Genomic DNA, 17206 nt, shown 5'->3' with positions numbered 1-17206 from the left:
TCGTCTCGCCGGCCACGTGACGTGCGACGATTGATCGGGCGATGTCCGGTATCGACAAGCCGACACGGCGCGTGGCGATTGTGCTCGCGCTGCTGGTGACAACTGTCCTGGCACTGCGCGGCTACCTGCCCGGGGCCCGGCCCGCACCCCGACGGGCGCCGACCGATCCCACTCTGAGCCTGATCGCCGTCGTCGCGCTGGTGGCGGTGGCGCTGGCGGTGCTCGCGTTCGCGGTGCTGACCCGCCGCCCGTCCGTACCGAGCAGCGCGGAGTACCGGCCGACCGCCCGGCGCGGGGTGCCGGGGGAGCTACGCGCGAAATGGGTGTTGATCGCGCTCGGCGTACTGCTCGGGTGGCTGGTGGTCATCGTGGTGATCTCGCGGCTGGGTGTGCAGACGAGCCAACCGCCGGCAGCGAAGCCGTCGCCGGCCCGCCCGCCGCCTGGCGCGGTCGAGCCCGAACCGCCCGACTCGTTCGGCGTCGACGACCGGCTCCTGCCGTATTTCGTCGCTACGACGTTGGTCCTGCTGCTGATACTCGCAGTCGGGGCCATCGCCCAGGTCAAACGCAGGCAGCCGGCCATCCGCGTCGATGCAGGAAGCGAGCCGCCACAGCGGACCGGACCCCAAACCCTCGTGCGGGCAGCAGAACTCGGGTTGGCCGAAATGGGAGATGCCGGCCGGGACCCCAGGGCTGCGATCATCGCCTGCTACGCGGCGATGGAACGCGGACTCGCGCATGCCCCGGGTGCGGTCCCGCTCGAATCTGACACCCCGTCGGAGGTGCTGGCTCGCGCGGTGGACCATCACGCGGTATCTACCTCGGGTGCAACGGAATTGGTGCAGTTGTTCACCGAGGCGCGCTTCAGCCCCCATGTGATGACCGAGGTCCACCGCGACAGCGCCGTGGCCGCGTTGCAGGACGTTCTCGCTGAACTCCGGGGTGTGTCGTGAAAGCAACCGCCCTGGTGGGATTTCTGGTGATCCTCGTGGTGCAGGGATATGCCGCGCTGGTGGTGCCCGACCGCGCGATGGTGGGCTGGGTTGCGGGCGTGGCGGCGGCCATCGTGTTGGGATCGATGCGTTGGATGCTGCGGGAGGATCGGCAGCAACCAGCGGTGGACTCGGACGACGCCGCGGAGTTGTTGGCGCAGTGGATGACTCAAACCGGGACCCTGGTGCGGCGGGCCGACTCCACCCGGCGGGAGTGGGACCGGCATCTACGTCCCCGGTTGGCCAGGGAGTTCTCCGCAGCCACCGGCCATCGGCAGACCGGTGACCCGGCCGCATTCGCCGCGACCGGCCGCATGTTGTTCGGCCCGCAGCTGTGGCAGTGGGTGGATCCGAACAACGTGAGTGTCGAGAGGGCCGACGAGCCCGGCCCGGGCCGCGAGGTGCTCGCGGAGATCCTGCAACGATTGGAGCGGCTATGACCGGCCACGTGTCGGAGTTGGCGTCGGCGGCCGCCACGGCGCAGGTCGTGCTCGACGAGATCGAGCGGGCCGTCGTCGGCAAGCGGGAGGCGCTCACCCTCATCCTCACGACCCTGCTGGCCCGCGGGCATGTGCTGATCGAAGACCTTCCAGGGCTCGGTAAGACGCTGATCGCACGGTCGTTCGCAGCGGCCCTCGGGTTGAAATTCACCCGCGTGCAGTTCACGCCGGACCTGTTGCCGGCCGACCTGCTCGGTTCGACCGTGTACGACATGCAGTCGGGCCGTTTCGAATTCCGGCCCGGACCGATCTTCACCAACCTGCTGCTGGCCGACGAGATCAACCGCACACCCCCCAAGACCCAGGCCGCGCTGCTCGAAGCGATGGCCGAGCAGCAGGTCAGCATCGACGGCCAGACCCATCCGCTGCCCGCCCCGTTCATCGTGCTGGCCACCGACAATCCGATCGAATACGAGGGCACCTACCCGCTGCCCGAAGCCCAACTGGACCGTTTCGCCGTGCGCCTTGAGCTCAGATACCTGTCCGAACAGGACGAGACCGCGATGCTGCGCCGTCGGCTGGATCGCGGATCGGCCGCGGTGGTGGTGCACCAGGTCGTCGACCGGTCGCAGTTTCTGGCGATGCGCGAAGCCGTCGAACAGGTCACGGTGCATGATGACGTGCTGCACTACGTGGTCGCACTGGCGGCCGCGACCCGCCACCATCCTCAGGTCGCGGTGGGTGCCAGCCCGCGCGCCGAACTGGATCTGGTGCAGCTGGCCCGAGCCCGGGCAGTGCTTCTCGGGCGCGACTACGTCATCCCCGAGGATGTCAAGACCCTGGCCGTCGCGGCCATGGCGCACCGCATCAGTCTGCGGCCCGAGATGTGGGTGCGCAGCATCCACGGATCCGACGTCATGGCCGAACTGTTGCGCCGCCTACCGGTCCCGCGAGCCACCCAGGCGTGACCGTCATGAGTGGCTACGAAGTCCAATATCATTGGCGCCCATCCTCATTGACGAGGGCGCTGGCCACCGTGGTGGCGGTGGCGCTGGCGGCCGCGGCGATCGGTGCACGGTGGCAGCTCATCGTGTTCGTGGCGCCGCTGCTCGGCGTGCTGTGCTCGGTCCACTGGCAGCGGCCCGTGGCGAACGTGCGGGTCAGCTGCGAACCCCACACGGTGCGCTGCTTCGAAGGGGAGACCACCCAGATCACGCTCACCGCGACCGTCGACGGTGCCGGAACCGATTGCCTGCTCACCGTGGACACCGTCGAGGGGCTGAAACTCGACGTTGCCGACGCGGGCCGCACCCGCCTGCACGCGACCGTGTCGGGTGTGGCGCAGCGCTGGGGCCGGTATCCGGCGCGGGCTCGAGTCGACGTCCTGGCACCCGGCGGACTACGCGCGGGCTACGGCGTCGTCGATGCCGCGCAGTTCTATGTCTTCCCGCTCGCCGCCCCTCAAGACACGGCGATCCCGTACACCGAACTGCCCGACCGGCTCGGCGCGCACCTGACCCGGCACACCGGGCCGGGGGTGGAGTACGCCGACGTGCGTCCCTATGTGCCGGGCGACCACCTCCGCACCGTGAACTGGCCGGTGAGCGCCCGGCGCGGTCGCCTGCACGTCACGGAGCGGTTGACCGATCGTGGCGCCGACGTGGTGGTGCTGATCGACACGCACGATCAAGCGCCCGGTCCGGCCACCGAGGCTGGAGAACGCATTGCGAGGGGCGCCGCCCAGGTGGTGCAGAGTGCGCTACGCAACTCCGACCGCGCGGGTGTCGTCGCGCTCGGTGGCCGACAGCCGCGTTGGCTCGGTGTCGACATCGGACGACGGCAGTTCTACCGCGTGCTCGATGCGGTGCTGGCGGCCGGCGGTGGAACCGAGAGTGTCACCGGCACTTTGGCGCCCCGGGCGGCGGTTCCGCCGGGCGCGGTCGTGGTGGCGTTCTCGACACTGTTGAACACCGAGTTCGCCTTGGCGTTGATCGAGCTGTGCAAACGGGGACATCCGGTTGTGGCCGTCGACGTGCTCGACGGCGCTCCGTTCATCGGCGAGCTGGATCCGCTGATCGCGCGCATGTGGGCGCTGGGACGCTCCACGATGTACCGCGACCTCGGGACCGTCGGGATCGACGTGGTGCGGTGGCGCCCCGATACCGGGCTGGCTGACGCGATGCGGCTGATCCCCGATCGGCACCGGAGTCGAGCGTGACGGCCCAACCCGCGCCCCGGATCTTCTCGACCGCGTTCGGGCTGTTGATGGTGGCGTCATCGGCCGCTCCCGCCGACGGACCCGCACTGCTGGCCGCCGCGGTCGGGGCAGTCGCGGTGTTGGGCGCAGTGGCGGTGCGCCCCGCAGCGACCGTCGCCGTGCTCGCCACCGTGGTCGCGCTGGCTTTGTCGGAACCGGCGCCGCTGTACGCGGCCCTGTCGGGATTGTCGGCAGCGGCCTATCTGGTGATCCGGCATGCTGTCGGCGCACCCGGCGTCGTGACGACAACGCGGGCCACCGTGCTGGCCGCGATCGGGTTCACCGTCATCGGATTGGGGGCGGCTTCGGTGCCTGCCCAGGTGCGGTGGCTGCCGTTGCTGGCACCTCTCGCCGTCGCCGGGATCTACCTGTCGGTCATCCGGCCCTTCATGGAAAGCAGCAGGTGGGAAGTCGGACACCCCGGTCGATTGTGACATTCGTCACTGGTCGGGAAAGCTGTTCGCTCTCTTACACATTGACGACTTTCTCGGTGATCCGAAGTACCGTCGGACGCATACCCGGGACCGCTGGTACCGGGTTGATAACGATCGAGGAAGGGGAAGCCCATGGTTGCATTCGGTGCATTCGCTGCGCTCATTCTGGTGCTCGTCGGCGTCACCGGACGGCCCTACCGCCAGACCTGGCACAACCGGTTCGGCGAGATCCGGCCCTGACGCACTTCTGACCCGTACCGCACCGCGCTCACCGCTCAGGTAGCCGGTGCGGTACGAATGGTGCGTGGTCACCTCCAGTCCGACATCCGATCCCGCCCAGCCCCGTCCCACCATTCTTCTGCTGTCGACATCCGACACCGATCTGATCACCGCGCGCGCCAGCGGAGCGGGGTTCCGGTGGGCGAACCCGTCGCGGCTGGTCACCGGTGAACTCGAGGAGCTGCTCGACGGTGCCGACATCGCGGTGATCCGGATCCTGGGCGGCTACCGGGCCTGGCAGGACGGCATCGACACCGTGGTGGCCAGTGGCCTGCCGACGGTCGTGGTCAGCGGCGAGCAGTCGCCTGACGCCGAACTGATGGGTCACTCGACCGCCCCGCAGGGGGCTGCCCTGCAAACCCACATCTATCTGGCGCAGGGTGGTCTGGAAAACCTGGGGAATCTGCATTCCTTCCTGTCCGACACGCTGCTGATGACCGGGTTCGGCTTCGCCGCTCCGGTGGCCACCCCGAGTTGGGGTGTCCTGGAGCGGGCGGCCACCGTCACGGGTGCCGAGGGTCCGACCGTCGCCGTGCTGTACTACCGCGCCCAGCAACTGGCCGGGAACACCGCCTATGTCGAGGCGCTGTGCGACGCCGTCGAGCAGGCCGGCGGCCGCGCGTTGCCGGTGTTCTGCGCATCCCTGCGCACGGCCGAACCTGAACTTCTCGAGCTGCTGGGCACCGCGGACGCGCTGGTCACCACCGTGCTCGCGGCCGGAGGTGCCACCCCGGCAGCGGTCGGCGCGGGAGGGAACGACGATTCCTGGAACGTCGCTCACCTTGCCGCACTGGATATTCCGATCCTGCAGGGGCTCTGCCTGACCAGTTCGCGCGACCAGTGGTCCGACAATGACGACGGGATGTCGCCGTTGGACGTCGCCACCCAGGTAGCCGTTCCCGAGTTCGACGGCCGGATCATCACGGTGCCGTTCTCCTTCAAGGAGATCGACTCCGAAGGGCTGATCTCCTACGTGGCCGACCCCGAGCGCTGCGCGCGGGTGGCCGGCCTGGCGGTACGCCACGCCCGGTTGCGCGCCATACCCGCTGCGGAAAAGCGGGTGGCCGTGGTGTTCTCGGCTTATCCCACCAAGCATGCCCGCATCGGCAACGCCGTCGGCCTGGACACCCCGGCCAGCGCGGTCGCGCTGCTGCGCGCCATGCGCGATGCGGGGTACGACATCGGTGAGGCCGCCGCCCCCGGCGACCTCGCCAAGATCGGCGGATCCGGCGACCTCGCCAAGATCGGCGGATCCGGCGACCTCGCCACAATTGTCGCCTCCGGCGACGGCGACGCACTGATCCACTCCCTGATCGAGCGCGGCGGGCAGGACCCGGACTGGCTGACCGACGAGGCGCTGGCCGCCAATCCGCTTCGGGTTCCGGCCAAGGACTACCGGGCCTGGTTCGCCACACTGCCCGCCGAGCTGGCCGACGCCGTCGTCGAGCACTGGGGCCCGCCACCGGGTGAGCTCTTCGTCGACCGCAGCCGCGATCCCGACGGCGAGATCGTCATCGCGGCCATCCAGGCCGGCAACGTGGTGCTGATCGTGCAGCCGCCGCGCGGGTTCGGGGAGAACCCCGTGGCCATCTATCACGACCCCGACCTGCCGCCCAGCCACCACTACCTGGCCGCGTACCGCTGGCTGGACTCGTCGTTCCCCGGCTCGTTCGGCGCACACGCGGTGGTGCACCTCGGCAAGCACGGCAACCTGGAATGGCTGCCCGGCAAGACGCTCGGCATGAGCGCGGCCTGCGGCACCGACGCCGCCCTCGGCGACCTCCCGCTGATCTATCCGTTCCTGGTCAACGATCCGGGGGAGGGCACCCAGGCCAAGCGCCGGGCGCACGCCACCCTCATCGATCACCTCATCCCGCCGATGGCGCGCGCCGAAACCTACGGCGACATCGCCAAACTCGAGCAGCTGCTCGACGAGCACTCCACCGTCTCGGCGCTGGATCCCGGCAAGCTGCCGGCGATCCGGCAGCAGATCTGGACGCTGATGCGCGCCGCCAAGATGGACCACGATCTCGGCCTGGAGGATCGCCCCGACGAGGAGTCGTTCGACGACATGCTGCTGCACGTCGACGGCTGGCTGTGCGAAATCAAGGATGTCCAGATCCGCGACGGCCTGCATGTGTTGGGTCAGAAGCCCACCGGCGCAGGCGAACTCGACCTGGTGCTGGCAATCCTGCGGGCCCGGCAGCTGTTCGGTGGCGAGCAGACCGTGCCCGGGCTGCGCCAGGCGCTGGGCCTGATCGAGGACGGCAGTGACGACCGCGCGGCGGTCGACGCCGCCGAGGCCGGTGCCCGCGAGCTGGTGGCCGCACTGCAGGAATCCGGTTGGGACACAGGTGCCGTCGAGAAGATCACCGACAACCCCGAGGTGGCCCGCATCCTGCGGTTCGCCGCCTCCGAGGTGGTGCCCCGGCTGGCCGGCACCGCCGGCGAGATCGACCAGGTGCTGCGTGCCCTGGCCGGGGGCTTCATCGCCTCGGGGCCGTCCGGATCGCCGCTGCGCGGCCTGGTCAACGTGCTGCCCACCGGGCGCAACTTCTACTCGGTGGATCCCAAGGCGGTTCCGTCCCGGCTGGCCTGGGAAACCGGTGTGGCGATGGCCGATTCGCTGTTGGACCGCTACCGGACCGACCACGGACGCTGGCCGCAGTCGGTCGGCCTGTCGGTGTGGGGCACGTCGGCCATGCGTACCGCCGGTGACGACATCGCCGAAGTGCTCGCCCTGCTGGGTGTCCGCCCGGTCTGGGATGACGCCTCGCGGCGGGTGGTGAACCTGGAGCCGATCGGCCTCGCCGAGCTCGGCCGGCCGCGCATCGACGTCACCGTGCGGATCTCCGGGTTCTTCCGCGATGCCTTCCCGCACGTGGTCACCATGCTCGATGACGCGGTGGCACTGGTGGCCGGCCTCGACGAATCGGCCGAGGACAATTACGTACGCGCCCACTCCCAGGCCGACCTGGCCGAGCACGGTGACCAAAGACGGTCCACCACGAGGATTTTCGGCTCCAAGCCGGGAACCTACGGTGCGGGCCTGTTGCAGCTGATCGACAGCCGCAACTGGCGTGACGACGCCGACCTGGCCGAGGTGTACACCGCCTGGGGCGGATTCGCCTACGGGCGGGGTCTGGATGGCGCACCTGCCAGTGACGACATGAACCGGGCGTACCGGCGAATCGCGGTGGCGGCCAAGAACACCGACACCCGTGAACATGACATCGCCGACTCCGACGACTATTTCCAGTACCACGGCGGCATGGTCGCCACCGTGCGGGCGTTGACCGGACAGGCCCCGGCCGCTTACATCGGCGACAACACCCGCCCCGACGCGGTCCGCACCCGCACGCTGTCGGAGGAGACGAACCGTGTCTTCCGGGCCCGGGTGGTGAACCCGCGCTGGATCACCGCGATGCGCAGGCACGGCTACAAGGGCGCCTTCGAGATGGCGGCCACCGTCGACTACCTGTTCGGATACGACGCCACCGCACATGTGATGGCCGACTGGATGTACGAACGGCTCTCGGCTGAATACGTGCTCGACGACGAGAACCGCAAGTTCATGTCGGAATCCAACCCGTGGGCGTTGCACGGCATGGCAGAACGGCTGCTGGAGGCCGCCGGCCGGGGGATGTGGGCCGAACCCGAGCAGACGACCCTCGACGGGCTGCGGCAGGTGCTGCTGGAAACCGAAGGTGAGTTGGAAGGCTAGGCAGACAGTTGATTTCCGGTGGGCAGGAGCGCAGCGACCCGGGGCAGTAGATTTGACCCATGGCTCCCACCTTCGCCGATGTCGCCAAGGCCAACTACGTTCTGCTGACCACGTTCACCAAGGACGGCAGGCCCAAGCCGACCGCGATCTGGGCGGTGCCCTCCGGTGACCGGCTGCTGGTCATCACCGAGGCCGATTCGTGGAAGGTCAAGCGGATCCGCAACACCCCGCGGGTGACTGTGGCGATCTGCGATGTGCGGGGCAACCCCAAGAGCGAGCCGGTCGAGGCGCAGGCCGTGGTGCTGGAGCAGTCCCGCAACGGCGAGATCTACGACGGCATCGGAAAGCGCTACGGCCTGATGGGTAAGGGCTTCAATCTGTTCAGCAAGCTGAGGGGCGGCATGCACCGCAATGTCGGCCTGGAGTTGCGGGCCGCGGACTGAAACGGACCGCGGCGGAACCTGACGGGCATCAGCCACGTTGTACTGAACATGGCAAAGCGGCTGTTTCTGATCTACCTCCTGGTAGAGATGGCGGTGATGGTCGCCCTGGTGGCGACCATCGGGTTCGGCTACACCGTGCTGTTGCTGTTGGCCTCGTTCGTGATCGGACTGGCGCTGGCAGGTTCACAGCTCAATCGGCACATCCGCCGGTTGCGCACGGGCCTGTCCGGTGGGCTGTCCGATCCCCAGGGCGCGGTGTCCGACAGCGTGTTGGTGGCGCTGGGCACCGTGCTGGTGGTGATTCCCGGTCTGGCCAGCTCGATCGTGGGCGCGCTGTTGCTGCTGCCACCCACCCGAGCCGCCGCGCGACCGGTGCTCACCGGGCTGGTCGTCCGGCGGATGCCGCTCATCGCCGCGGCGCCTGCCGGTTTCGGTGCACCGACCGGTACCGCCGGTTATCGGCACGGGGCGGGCGACTACATTGACGGCGAAGTAATCGACGTCAATGAGTTCATCGACGTGACCGAAGTCGATCCACACCGCCTGCCTCCCAAGGCCTAACAGCCAGCAGAAACAGCTTGACCACACTTCTGATCAACGGGCGCATCCACAGCCCCAGCTATCCCGACGCGACCGCATTCGCCGTGCGCGACGGCGTAGTGGCGTGGCTCGGTACCGACGAGGTCGGCCGGTCCCAGTTTCCCGAAGCCGAGATCGTCGACCTGGCCGGCGGCTTCGTCGCACCCGCATTTGTCGACAGTCACGTCCACCTGACCGCCACCGGGCTCAACCTGGACGGTCTGGACCTCCGTGCGGCCACCTCACTGCAACACTGCCTGCGTCTGGTGGACGAGTACGCGCGCCGGCATCCGGACGGGCCGGTGTGGGGACACGGCTGGGACGAGTCGGGCTGGCCGGAGCACACCGGCCCGAGCACCGGGGACCTCGACGGGGTCCTGGGGGATCGGCCCGCCTATCTGGCCCGGGTGGACGTGCATTCGGCCGCCGCAACCTCCGCACTGCGCCGGTTGGTGCCCGCACTGGCCGAGGTCGCCGGGTTCGACCCGCAGCGCCCGCTGACCGCCGAGGCACATCACCTGGTGCGCGCTTCGGCGCGTGAACAGCTGACCCCGCAGCAGCGGCACGACGCCCGCGTCGCGGCGCTCGATCATGCCGCCGCGATGGGCATCGCCGCGGTCCATGAATGTGCCGGCCCGCAGATCGGCGGTCTGCTCGACTGGCAGGAGCTGCGCGCCCTGGAGCACGGCGTGGAGGTCGTCGGCTATTGGGGCGAGCCGGCCCGTGACGCCGAGCATGCCCGCCACCTGATTGCCGAGACCGGCGCCCGCGGCCTGGCCGGAGACCTGTTCGTCGACGGTGCCCTCGGCTCGCACACCGCATGGCTGAACGCGCCCTACCACGACGCTCCCGATACGTGCGGCAACTGCTATCTCGACGTCGAGGCCATCACCAGGCATGTGCAGGCCTGCACCGAGGCCGGCATCGCGGCCGGGTTCCATGTGATCGGCGACGCTGCCGTCTCCGCTGTCGTCGAGGGATTCGCCAGCGCGGCACAGCGACTGGGCGGCCCGGCGGTGGCCCGCTGCGGCCACCGTCTCGAGCATCTGGAGATGGTCACCCCCGAACAAGCCGCCCAATTGGGGACCTGGGGCGTGATGGCCAGCATGCAGCCCAACTTCGACGCCCTGTGGGGCGGCGCAGAGGGTATGTACGCCCAACGTCTCGGGCTTGATCGAGTTCACCAGCTCAACCCGTTCGCGCTGTTAGCATCCGAAGGCGTGCCCCTCGCCTTCGGCTCCGATACCCCGGTCACCAGCATGAACCCCTGGCAGACCGTGCGCGCCGCGGTCTTGCACCGGAGCCCGGGCAGTGCCATCTCGGCCCGTGCCGCGTTCGCTGCGGCCACCCGCGGCGGCTGGCGCGCCGGTGGGGTGCGCGACGGCGCCAGCGGGACACTCACACCTGGGGCCCCGGCCAGCTATGCGGTCTGGGAGGCCGACCACCTGGAGGTCAGCGCGCCGGCCAACGCCGTTCAGCGATGGTCCACGGATCCGCGCTCACGGGTGCCCGCATTGCCGCGGTTGACCGCTGATGCGGAGCTGCCGCGTTGCCGTCAGACCGTTCACCGGGGTGTCGTCATCCATGGGCAGTGACCGTCCCAGAGAGCGTTTCGGCCACCCGCGGCCGGGGCCCAACGAGACCACCGACGTGATCCCGGCCATCGAGGACGACGAACTCGCCGAGCTGGACGAGCTCGACGACGATTCCTACGACGAACTGGACGAGGACGTCACCGGCGATCCGGTGGCCGACATCGATCCCGACGAGGAACCCGAGGAGCGTGGGTATCGCCTGACCGCGGCGGGCACCCCCGACCGCTGGTCTGTGGTGGCTGCCTGGGCGTCGCGATTCGGCCGGGCCGCGGCTGTGCGGTGGGCGCAGTTGAGCGCATCGGTCGGCGGCGGGCTCGCGTTGTGCCTGAGCTATCCGCCGACCGGCTGGTGGTGGGCGGCGTTCATCGGGCTGGCGTTGATCGGCTGGGTGCTGACCCTTCGCTCCACCACCCGCGCCGGCGGCTTCGGATACGGATTCCTGTTCGGCCTGGCGTTCTATGTCCCGTTGCTGCCATGGATCAGCGGACTGGTCGGGGCGGTGCCGTGGCTGGCCCTGGCCGCCATGGAAGCACTGTTCTGCGGGATCTTCGGCCTGGCGGCGGTTGTGGTCAGGCGATTGCCCGGGTGGCCGCTGTGGTTCGCCGCGCTGTGGAGCACCCAGGAGTGGCTCAAATCGACCGTGCCCTTCGGCGGATTCCCTTGGGGTGTCCTCGGATTCGGTCAGACCAACGGACCGCTCCTGGCCCTCGCGCGATGGGGTGGCGCGCCGCTGTTGTCGTTCGCGGTGGCGCTGGTCGGCTTCAGCGCCACGCTGTTGGTCCTGGAGATCGTGCAGTGGTGGCATCACGGACACAAGCCGGGTTTCCAGGCGCCCGCGGTCATGCTGCCGGGTCTGAGCATCACGGTGGTGCTGCTGGCCACCGCCGTGCTGTGGCCCCAGGTCCGTTCCTCCGGCACCGGCGCGGGGGATGAGCAGACCGTCACCGTAGCCGCCGTGCAGGGCAACGTGCCCCGGCTCGGCCTGGAGTTCAACGCCCAGCGCCGTGCGGTGCTCGACAACCACGTGAAGCAGACGCAGCGGCTGGCCGACGACGTGCGCGCCGGAAGGGCTCCGCAGCCCATGTTCGTGGTCTGGCCCGAGAACGCCTCTGACATCGATCCACTGACCAACGCCGACGCGGCCGCACAGATCACCGCGGCGGCCGATGCCATCGGCGCGCCGATCCTGGTGGGCACCGTTGTCAAGGCCGACGGCTACACCCCGGACAATCCGGTGGCCAACAACACCGTGATCGTCTGGGATCCTGACCACGGTCCCGGTGAGCGCCACGACAAGAAGATCGTGCAGCCGTTCGGCGAGTACCTGCCGTGGCGCAGTTTCTTCAAACACCTGTCGTCGTATGCGGACCGGGCCGGCTACTTCGTGCCTGGTGAGGGCAACGGCGTCGTGCACGCGGCCGGTGTTCCGATCGGGGTGACCACCTGCTGGGAGGTCATCTTCGACCGGGCTGCGCGGGAATCGGTGCTCAATGGCGCCCAGGTGCTGACGGTGCCCACCAACAACGCGACGTTCGACGAGAACATGAGCGCCCAGCAGTTGGCGTTCGGCAAACTGCGGGCCGTCGAGCATGACCGTTACCTCGTGGTCGCCGGGACCACGGGCATCAGCGCGGTGATCGCCCCGGACGGGCGCGAGATGGCCCGCACCGAGTTCTTCCAGCCCGCCTACCTGGACAGCCAGATCAGGCTGAAGTCAGATGTGACGCCGGCCACCGAGTGGGGGCCGGCCCTGCAGGTGGCGCTGGTCACGCTTGGTATTGGGGCACTGGTTGCCGCGATACTGCACAATGGAGGGTTCGTGCAAAGAATGTTGAGGCGTCGCACCGGCGAAGGCCCGCGACGATGAAGGAGCCACATGACAGTCCCTGGTGACGGAGCGCAGCGGCAGGGGGAATCCAGCCCTCGCCAGGACGGTGAACGCCCGAGTCAGCGCACTCTGGTGATCATTCCCACCTACAACGAGCGGGAGAACCTGCCGCTGATCGTCGGACGTGTGCACCACGCCAGCCCCGAGGTGCACATCCTGGTGGTCGACGACGGCAGTCCCGACGGCACCGGCCAGTTGGCCGATGAGCTGGCCCTGGCCGACCCGGATCGGGTGCACGTGATGCATCGGACCAGCAAAGCGGGCCTCGGTGCGGCCTATCTGGCCGGCTTCGCGTGGGGGCTGGGCCGCGGGTACTCGGTCCTGGTCGAGATGGACGCCGACGGCAGTCACGCACCGGAGGAGCTGAACCGGCTCCTCGATGCGGTCGACGCCGGGGCGGATCTGGCCATCGGTTCGCGGTATGTCTCCGGCGGCACGGTGCGCAACTGGCCGGTTCGACGGCTGGTGCTGTCGAAGACCGCCAACACCTACTCCCGGCTCCTGCTGGGTGTCGGCATCCACGACATCACTGCAGGGTACCGCGCCTACCGTCGCGAGGTGCTGGAGAAGATCGACCTGTCCGCGGTCGATTCGAAGGGCTACTGCTTCCAGATCGACCTGACCTGGCGTGCGATCAACAACGGGTTCAAGGTCGTCGAGGTGCCCATCACGTTCACCGAACGTGAACTCGGGGTCTCCAAGATGAGTGGCTCCAACATCCGCGAGGCGATGTTCAAGGTCGCGGAGTGGGGTATCCGCGGGCGCTTGGACCGCGCCCGGGGTGTGGTCCGCTAACCGGCAGACGAAAAAACCGCGATACGCCCACGGAGGGCGTATCGCGGTTTTTTGTACGGTTCAGCTGCCGCGACGCTTGGTCTTGATCAGGTCGAGGCGCTCCTTGAGCAGCTCCTCGAGTTCCTCGACGGAGCGACGCTCGAGCAGCATGTCCCAGTGGGTGCGCGGCGGCTTGACCTTCTTGGGCTCGGGCACGTCACCGTCGATCAGGGTGCCCTCGAGCCCGTTCTTGCACGGCCAGGTGCCAGGGATCTCGGCGTCGTCGGCGAACGGGACGTCGAACACCTCGCCGTTATCGGTGCGGTAGCGCGCGACCTGACGCGGCGCCAGGTCATGGTTGCGGTCGGTCTCGTAGCTCACGGCTCCGAGGCGACTGCCTCTCAGGACACGATCAGCCATCGTCAACACTCCTTATTTGGCGTTTTGGTCCGGATGTATCAACGCTGCACGGCGTTGCCAAGTTCCCGACTCGACCATTGATGATACGCGGGTCGAGGCGTCGGGCAGTCTACAGTCGTGACCCATGGCGCACCACCGCAGACAAAGCCGTCCCCAGCCGTGTCGGTGGTGCGGTCGTGAGGTCGCCGATGCGCAGATGGGCCGCCGTCGCCAGTACTGCAGGCAGTCCTGCCGGCAGCGGGCCTACGAACAACGCGCCATGGTCAAGGGCACCTCGCTGGCCCCGGATTCGGTGGTACTCAGCGCCGACGAGGCGGCCCAGCTGTCCGACCGGGTGTACCAGGTCAGGTGTGCGGCCGAGGATGTCGCGATCGCGGTCGACGAGGGCGCCGGAATAGACGAACTGCGGCAGTTGTGCGATGCGTTGATAGAGGCCGCGAAGGCGGCCGACGGCTGGCGCTAGCTGCCGGTATCAGGGGTGCGTGGCTCCTGGCCGCGTTCGGCGAAGACCGCCATGACCTCACCCCTGGCCTCTTCGATGTGCGCGGCCATCGCCGCCGCCGCGGCATCCGCATCGCGATTCTTGATGGCGGCGATGACGTCGGCGTGGCCCCGGTTCGACGATTCGTAGATCACTGGGAAGTTGCTGCGGTCCAGTCGGGAGAACACTGACGCCCGGGTGTCCTCGATGACCTGACTCAGCATGGTGTTACCGCTCATCCTGGCGACGGCCAGGTGAAAGTTGGAGTCTGCCCGGCGGAACGCGTGGATGTCGGTGCTCGATTCCAGGGCTTCCTGGCAGGAATCCAGCCATTGCAGATCGGCTGGTGTGCCGCGTTCGGCGGCCAGCCGGGCGGCCATGGTCTCCACCGCCAGACGGACTTCGAAGACTTCAGCGGTCTTGCGGTCGTAGTCGTCGGTGAGGTCAGCCGCCATCACTCCGGGCGACACGGTTGTGCCACTGCTGCCGCGTTTGGTCAGCAGCAGGCCCTCGCCCTGCAGAACTCGCAGGGCCTCCCGCACCGTGACGCGCGAGACCTGCATTCCCTCGGCCAGTGAGCGTTCAGACGGCAGGCGGTCGCCGGGCAGGAGCACCCCGAGGGTGACTGCCCGGCGGATGCGGTCGACGACCGCGGCATAGGCCGGCGGGGCTTCGAGCGGGCGAAGTAAAAAGTCGTCTGACATCCCTTGCAGAGTACTCCGCGTGGCCCTATTGTCCTAAGGTATGAAATCCATACCATGGTGCACCGAATGCGCCCACTGATAGGGATCTGCGGCGTCTCGACCACGGCGACGTGGGGATTCTGGCGCCAGGATGCGGTGCTGGCGGCCCAGACCTACCTCGATGCGGTGGAGTGCTCCGGCGGGCAGTCGCTGGTGCTGGTGCCCTCGCTCAACACCGATGCCGGACGAGTGCTCGACGTGCTGGACGGTGTGCTGCTGGCCGGCGGTACCGACATCGAGCCCGAGTACTACGGCGCAGGAGCCACCGAGCGGATGGAAGAGACCAACTCGATCCGCGATGAATTCGAATTGCGGATCGCCGCAGCGGCTTTGGAGCGTGACATCCCTGTTCTGGGGATCTGTCGGGGCCTGCAGATCCTCAATGTGGCCACCGGGGGCACGCTTCATCAGCACCTGCTGGACGTCGGGTTCGCCGAGCACCGCCCGGCGCCGGGCCGATTGGACCAGGCGACCCATCACGCGATCGAGGTGGACGTCGACTCCCTGCTCGGTCACGCCGGGCTGGCCGGTGTGTCGGAAGTGAATTCGCATCACCATCAGGGTGTGGCCGAGGTGGGTGGCGGAGGGCGCATCACCGCCCGGTCGATACCCGACGGGGTGATCGAGTCGATCGAATGGCCGGATCGGCACTTCGCGCTCGGCGTGCAGTGGCATCCCGAATATCAGCCCATGAAGCAAATTTTCGATTCGTTCGTCGGGGCGGCAGCCCACGCGAACTCGTCACGTATGGAGAGGTTGTGATGAAGGGTCAGGTTCTGGAACCGGCAACCGGTGGGGTGCTCGCAGAGGTACCGTGGGCCACCGCCGCTGAAGTCGACGAGGCAGTGCGCAGAGCCGCACGTGCCCAGCGCGATTGGAGTCGCGCCGATCCCGCCCACCGGGCCGAGGTGTTGCTCGCGATCGCCGACGCGGTACGCGCGGAGGCCGAGGACCTGGCTCGGTTGGAGGCCCGCAATGTCGGGATGCCGATCGCCGACGCGCGCGGTGCGATGGCCGGGGTGGCCGGCACCTTCCGCTATTACTCGGCGACCCCGGAACGTCTGTTGGGCCACACGATCCCGGTCTCGGGCGGGCTGGACATGACCTTCCACGAGCCGTTCGGTGTGGTCGGTTTGATCACTCCCTGGAACTACCCGTTGTCCATCGCGGCGTGGAAGGTCGCTCCGGCGCTCGCGGCCGGGAACGCGGTCGTACTCAAGCCCTCTGAACTCACCCCGCTCACCGCCCTGGAATTGCAGCGCATCGCCGTGGCGGCCGGGCTGCCCGAGGGGTTGCTCAACGTGGTGGTCGGGCCGGGCGACCCGGTCGGCCGGATGCTGGTCGACCACCCTGACATCCGCAAGGTCGGATTCACCGGATCCACTGCGGTCGGCCGCGATATCGCCAGGCGGGCCGGGGACCGGCTCAAGCGGGTGACGCTGGAACTCGGCGGCAAATCGGCCGCCCTGGTGTTCGCCGACGCCGATTTGCAGGCTGCCGCAGCCGGATTGGCCGGAGGTGTCTTCGGCAACTCCGGTCAGGACTGCTGCGCGCGATCGCGAGTGTTCGTCGAACGCCCGGCCATGGAGGAGTTCCTGACCCACCTCAAGGACACCACGACCGCGTTGCGGGTCGGTGATCCACTCGACGAGAACACCCAGATGGGCCCGTTGATCTCGCAGCGCCAACGTGAGCGGGTCGCATCGTATGTCAGTCAGGCGCCGGTGCTGTTCGAGGGAAGCGCCCCGGACGGGCCGGGCTTCTGGTACCCGCCCACGGTGCTGCACCCGGTCGGCGACGAGCACCCGGCGGCCCGTGACGAGATCTTCGGGCCGGTGGTCTGTGTGCTGCCGTTCGATTCCGAGGACGAGGCGGTCCGGCGAGCCAACGACACCCGCTACGGACTGGCCGGATCGGTCTGGTCGCTGGACGGGGCGCGTGCGTTGAGGGTGGCCAGGGCCATGGAAGCCGGTGCGCTGGCGGTCAATTCGTACAGCTCGGTGCGGGTGAACACGCCGTTCGGCGGGTTCAAGGATTCCGGATTGGGCCGCGAACTGGGTCCCGACGCGCCACTGGCCTACACGGAACTGAAGAACATCTTCGTCAAGACCTAATCGCACACCGACCGTTGCCACCGACAAACCACCCTGGAGCGCC

Annotated in this window: 16 protein-coding genes; 14 read left to right on the top strand and 2 right to left on the bottom strand. The window is 68.5% G+C overall.

The window, feature by feature from the left end; genetic code table 11:
- Positions 1-41 precede the first annotated feature (41 nt).
- The 11 genes from EYZ64_RS18535 to EYZ64_RS32785 all read left to right on the top strand — a co-directional run bounded on the left by EYZ64_RS18535 (position 42) and on the right by EYZ64_RS32785 (position 13426).
- Entirely contained in the window at positions 42-953 is a 912-nt protein-coding gene (locus EYZ64_RS18535) for a DUF4129 domain-containing protein (RefSeq protein ID WP_135455511.1), read from the top strand.
- Positions 950-1432: a hypothetical protein gene (locus tag EYZ64_RS18530; protein WP_135455509.1), complete on the top strand. Its 483-nt coding sequence runs from the start codon at positions 950-952 to the stop codon at positions 1430-1432. Before EYZ64_RS18535 ends, EYZ64_RS18530 begins: the two co-directional genes overlap by 4 nt.
- Complete coding sequence (locus EYZ64_RS18525) at positions 1429-2400, top strand: AAA family ATPase (RefSeq protein WP_135455507.1); 972 nt, start codon at positions 1429-1431, stop codon at positions 2398-2400. The genes EYZ64_RS18530 and EYZ64_RS18525 overlap by 4 nt, the downstream gene beginning before the upstream one ends.
- A 5-nt stretch (positions 2401-2405) precedes the next feature.
- The gene (locus EYZ64_RS18520) at positions 2406-3650 is read left to right on the top strand and encodes a DUF58 domain-containing protein (RefSeq protein ID WP_135455505.1); all 1245 of its coding nucleotides are present in this window, start codon (positions 2406-2408) and stop codon (positions 3648-3650) included.
- Between the two features lie 47 nt (positions 3651-3697).
- Positions 3698-4123 carry a hypothetical protein gene (locus tag EYZ64_RS18515; RefSeq protein ID WP_135460108.1) on the top strand — a complete coding sequence of 142 codons (426 nt, stop codon included), beginning with the start codon at positions 3698-3700 and terminating at the stop codon, positions 4121-4123.
- Between the two features lie 304 nt (positions 4124-4427).
- Complete coding sequence (cobN, locus tag EYZ64_RS18510; RefSeq protein ID WP_135455503.1) at positions 4428-8126, top strand: cobaltochelatase subunit CobN; 3699 nt, start codon at positions 4428-4430, stop codon at positions 8124-8126.
- Positions 8127-8185: 59 nt separating this feature from the next.
- A complete protein-coding gene (locus tag EYZ64_RS18505; protein WP_135455501.1) occupies positions 8186-8569 on the top strand; it encodes a PPOX class F420-dependent oxidoreductase in 384 nt (127 codons plus the stop codon).
- A 48-nt stretch (positions 8570-8617) separates the two neighbouring features.
- Positions 8618-9130: an FxsA family protein gene (locus EYZ64_RS18500; RefSeq protein WP_135455498.1), complete on the top strand. Its 513-nt coding sequence runs from the start codon at positions 8618-8620 to the stop codon at positions 9128-9130.
- 17 nt (positions 9131-9147) lie between these two features.
- Positions 9148-10743, top strand: coding sequence for an amidohydrolase (locus EYZ64_RS18495; protein WP_135455496.1), 1596 nt, complete (start codon positions 9148-9150; stop codon positions 10741-10743).
- On the top strand, positions 10733-12610 hold the full coding sequence (lnt, locus tag EYZ64_RS18490; RefSeq protein ID WP_135455494.1) for an apolipoprotein N-acyltransferase: 1878 nt from the start codon (positions 10733-10735) through the stop codon (positions 12608-12610). The genes EYZ64_RS18495 and lnt overlap by 11 nt, the downstream gene beginning before the upstream one ends.
- A 9-nt stretch (positions 12611-12619) precedes the next feature.
- Positions 12620-13426, top strand: coding sequence for a polyprenol monophosphomannose synthase (locus EYZ64_RS32785; protein ID WP_075919998.1), 807 nt, complete (start codon positions 12620-12622; stop codon positions 13424-13426).
- Between the two features lie 60 nt (positions 13427-13486).
- Here the strand turns inward: EYZ64_RS32785 and rbpA are convergent, their stop codons facing one another.
- Entirely contained in the window at positions 13487-13825 is a 339-nt protein-coding gene (gene rbpA / locus EYZ64_RS18480; RefSeq protein WP_135455492.1) for an RNA polymerase-binding protein RbpA, read from the bottom strand.
- A 124-nt stretch (positions 13826-13949) separates the two neighbouring features.
- On the opposite strand from rbpA, the gene EYZ64_RS18475 reads away from it, so the two are divergent.
- Positions 13950-14288, top strand: a complete 339-nt coding sequence (locus tag EYZ64_RS18475; protein WP_135455490.1) for a hypothetical protein — start codon at positions 13950-13952, stop codon at positions 14286-14288.
- On the opposite strand, the gene EYZ64_RS18470 is transcribed toward EYZ64_RS18475, so the two are convergent.
- Complete coding sequence (locus tag EYZ64_RS18470) at positions 14285-15010, bottom strand: FadR/GntR family transcriptional regulator (RefSeq protein ID WP_135455488.1); 726 nt, start codon at positions 15008-15010, stop codon at positions 14285-14287. The genes EYZ64_RS18475 and EYZ64_RS18470 overlap by 4 nt on opposite strands.
- Positions 15011-15076: 66 nt before the next feature.
- Here EYZ64_RS18470 and EYZ64_RS18465 point away from each other — a divergent pair, with 66 nt between their 5' ends.
- Both EYZ64_RS18465 and EYZ64_RS18460 read left to right on the top strand, forming a co-directional pair.
- Positions 15077-15811 carry a gamma-glutamyl-gamma-aminobutyrate hydrolase family protein gene (locus tag EYZ64_RS18465; RefSeq protein WP_286175056.1) on the top strand — a complete coding sequence of 245 codons (735 nt, stop codon included), beginning with the start codon at positions 15077-15079 and terminating at the stop codon, positions 15809-15811.
- Entirely contained in the window at positions 15808-17163 is a 1356-nt protein-coding gene (locus tag EYZ64_RS18460) for an aldehyde dehydrogenase family protein (protein ID WP_210115532.1), read from the top strand. Before EYZ64_RS18465 ends, EYZ64_RS18460 begins: the two co-directional genes overlap by 4 nt.
- The last annotated feature ends 43 nt before the right edge of the window (positions 17164-17206 follow it).

The organism is Mycobacterium sp. DL99 (assembly GCF_004762045.1).
In the GTDB taxonomy this organism is placed as follows: domain Bacteria; phylum Actinomycetota; class Actinomycetes; order Mycobacteriales; family Mycobacteriaceae; genus Mycobacterium.
The sequence above is the reverse complement of the archived record's forward strand: the minus strand, read 5'-3'. Positions and strand labels throughout refer to the sequence as shown.

Bases quoted from the DNA above. Each gene is read 5' to 3' on its own strand.
- EYZ64_RS18535 (WP_135455511.1), top strand. From the start codon at position 42: ATGTCCGGTATCGACAAGCCGACACGGCGCGTGGCGATTGTGCTCGCG.
- EYZ64_RS18525 (WP_135455507.1), top strand. From the start codon at position 1,429: ATGACCGGCCACGTGTCGGAGTTGGCGTCGGCGGCCGCCACGGCGCAG.
- EYZ64_RS18520 (WP_135455505.1), top strand. From the start codon at position 2,406: ATGAGTGGCTACGAAGTCCAATATCATTGGCGCCCATCCTCATTGACG.
- EYZ64_RS18515 (WP_135460108.1), top strand. From the start codon at position 3,698: ATGGTGGCGTCATCGGCCGCTCCCGCCGACGGACCCGCACTGCTGGCC.
- EYZ64_RS18505 (WP_135455501.1), top strand. From the start codon at position 8,186: ATGGCTCCCACCTTCGCCGATGTCGCCAAGGCCAACTACGTTCTGCTG.
- EYZ64_RS18500 (WP_135455498.1), top strand. From the start codon at position 8,618: ATGGCAAAGCGGCTGTTTCTGATCTACCTCCTGGTAGAGATGGCGGTG.
- lnt (WP_135455494.1), top strand. From the start codon at position 10,733: ATGGGCAGTGACCGTCCCAGAGAGCGTTTCGGCCACCCGCGGCCGGGG.
- EYZ64_RS32785 (WP_075919998.1), top strand. From the start codon at position 12,620: ATGACAGTCCCTGGTGACGGAGCGCAGCGGCAGGGGGAATCCAGCCCT.
- rbpA (WP_135455492.1), bottom strand. From the start codon at position 13,825: ATGGCTGATCGTGTCCTGAGAGGCAGTCGCCTCGGAGCCGTGAGCTAC.
- EYZ64_RS18475 (WP_135455490.1), top strand. From the start codon at position 13,950: ATGGCGCACCACCGCAGACAAAGCCGTCCCCAGCCGTGTCGGTGGTGC.
- EYZ64_RS18470 (WP_135455488.1), bottom strand. From the start codon at position 15,010: ATGTCAGACGACTTTTTACTTCGCCCGCTCGAAGCCCCGCCGGCCTAT.
- EYZ64_RS18465 (WP_286175056.1), top strand. From the start codon at position 15,077: ATGCGCCCACTGATAGGGATCTGCGGCGTCTCGACCACGGCGACGTGG.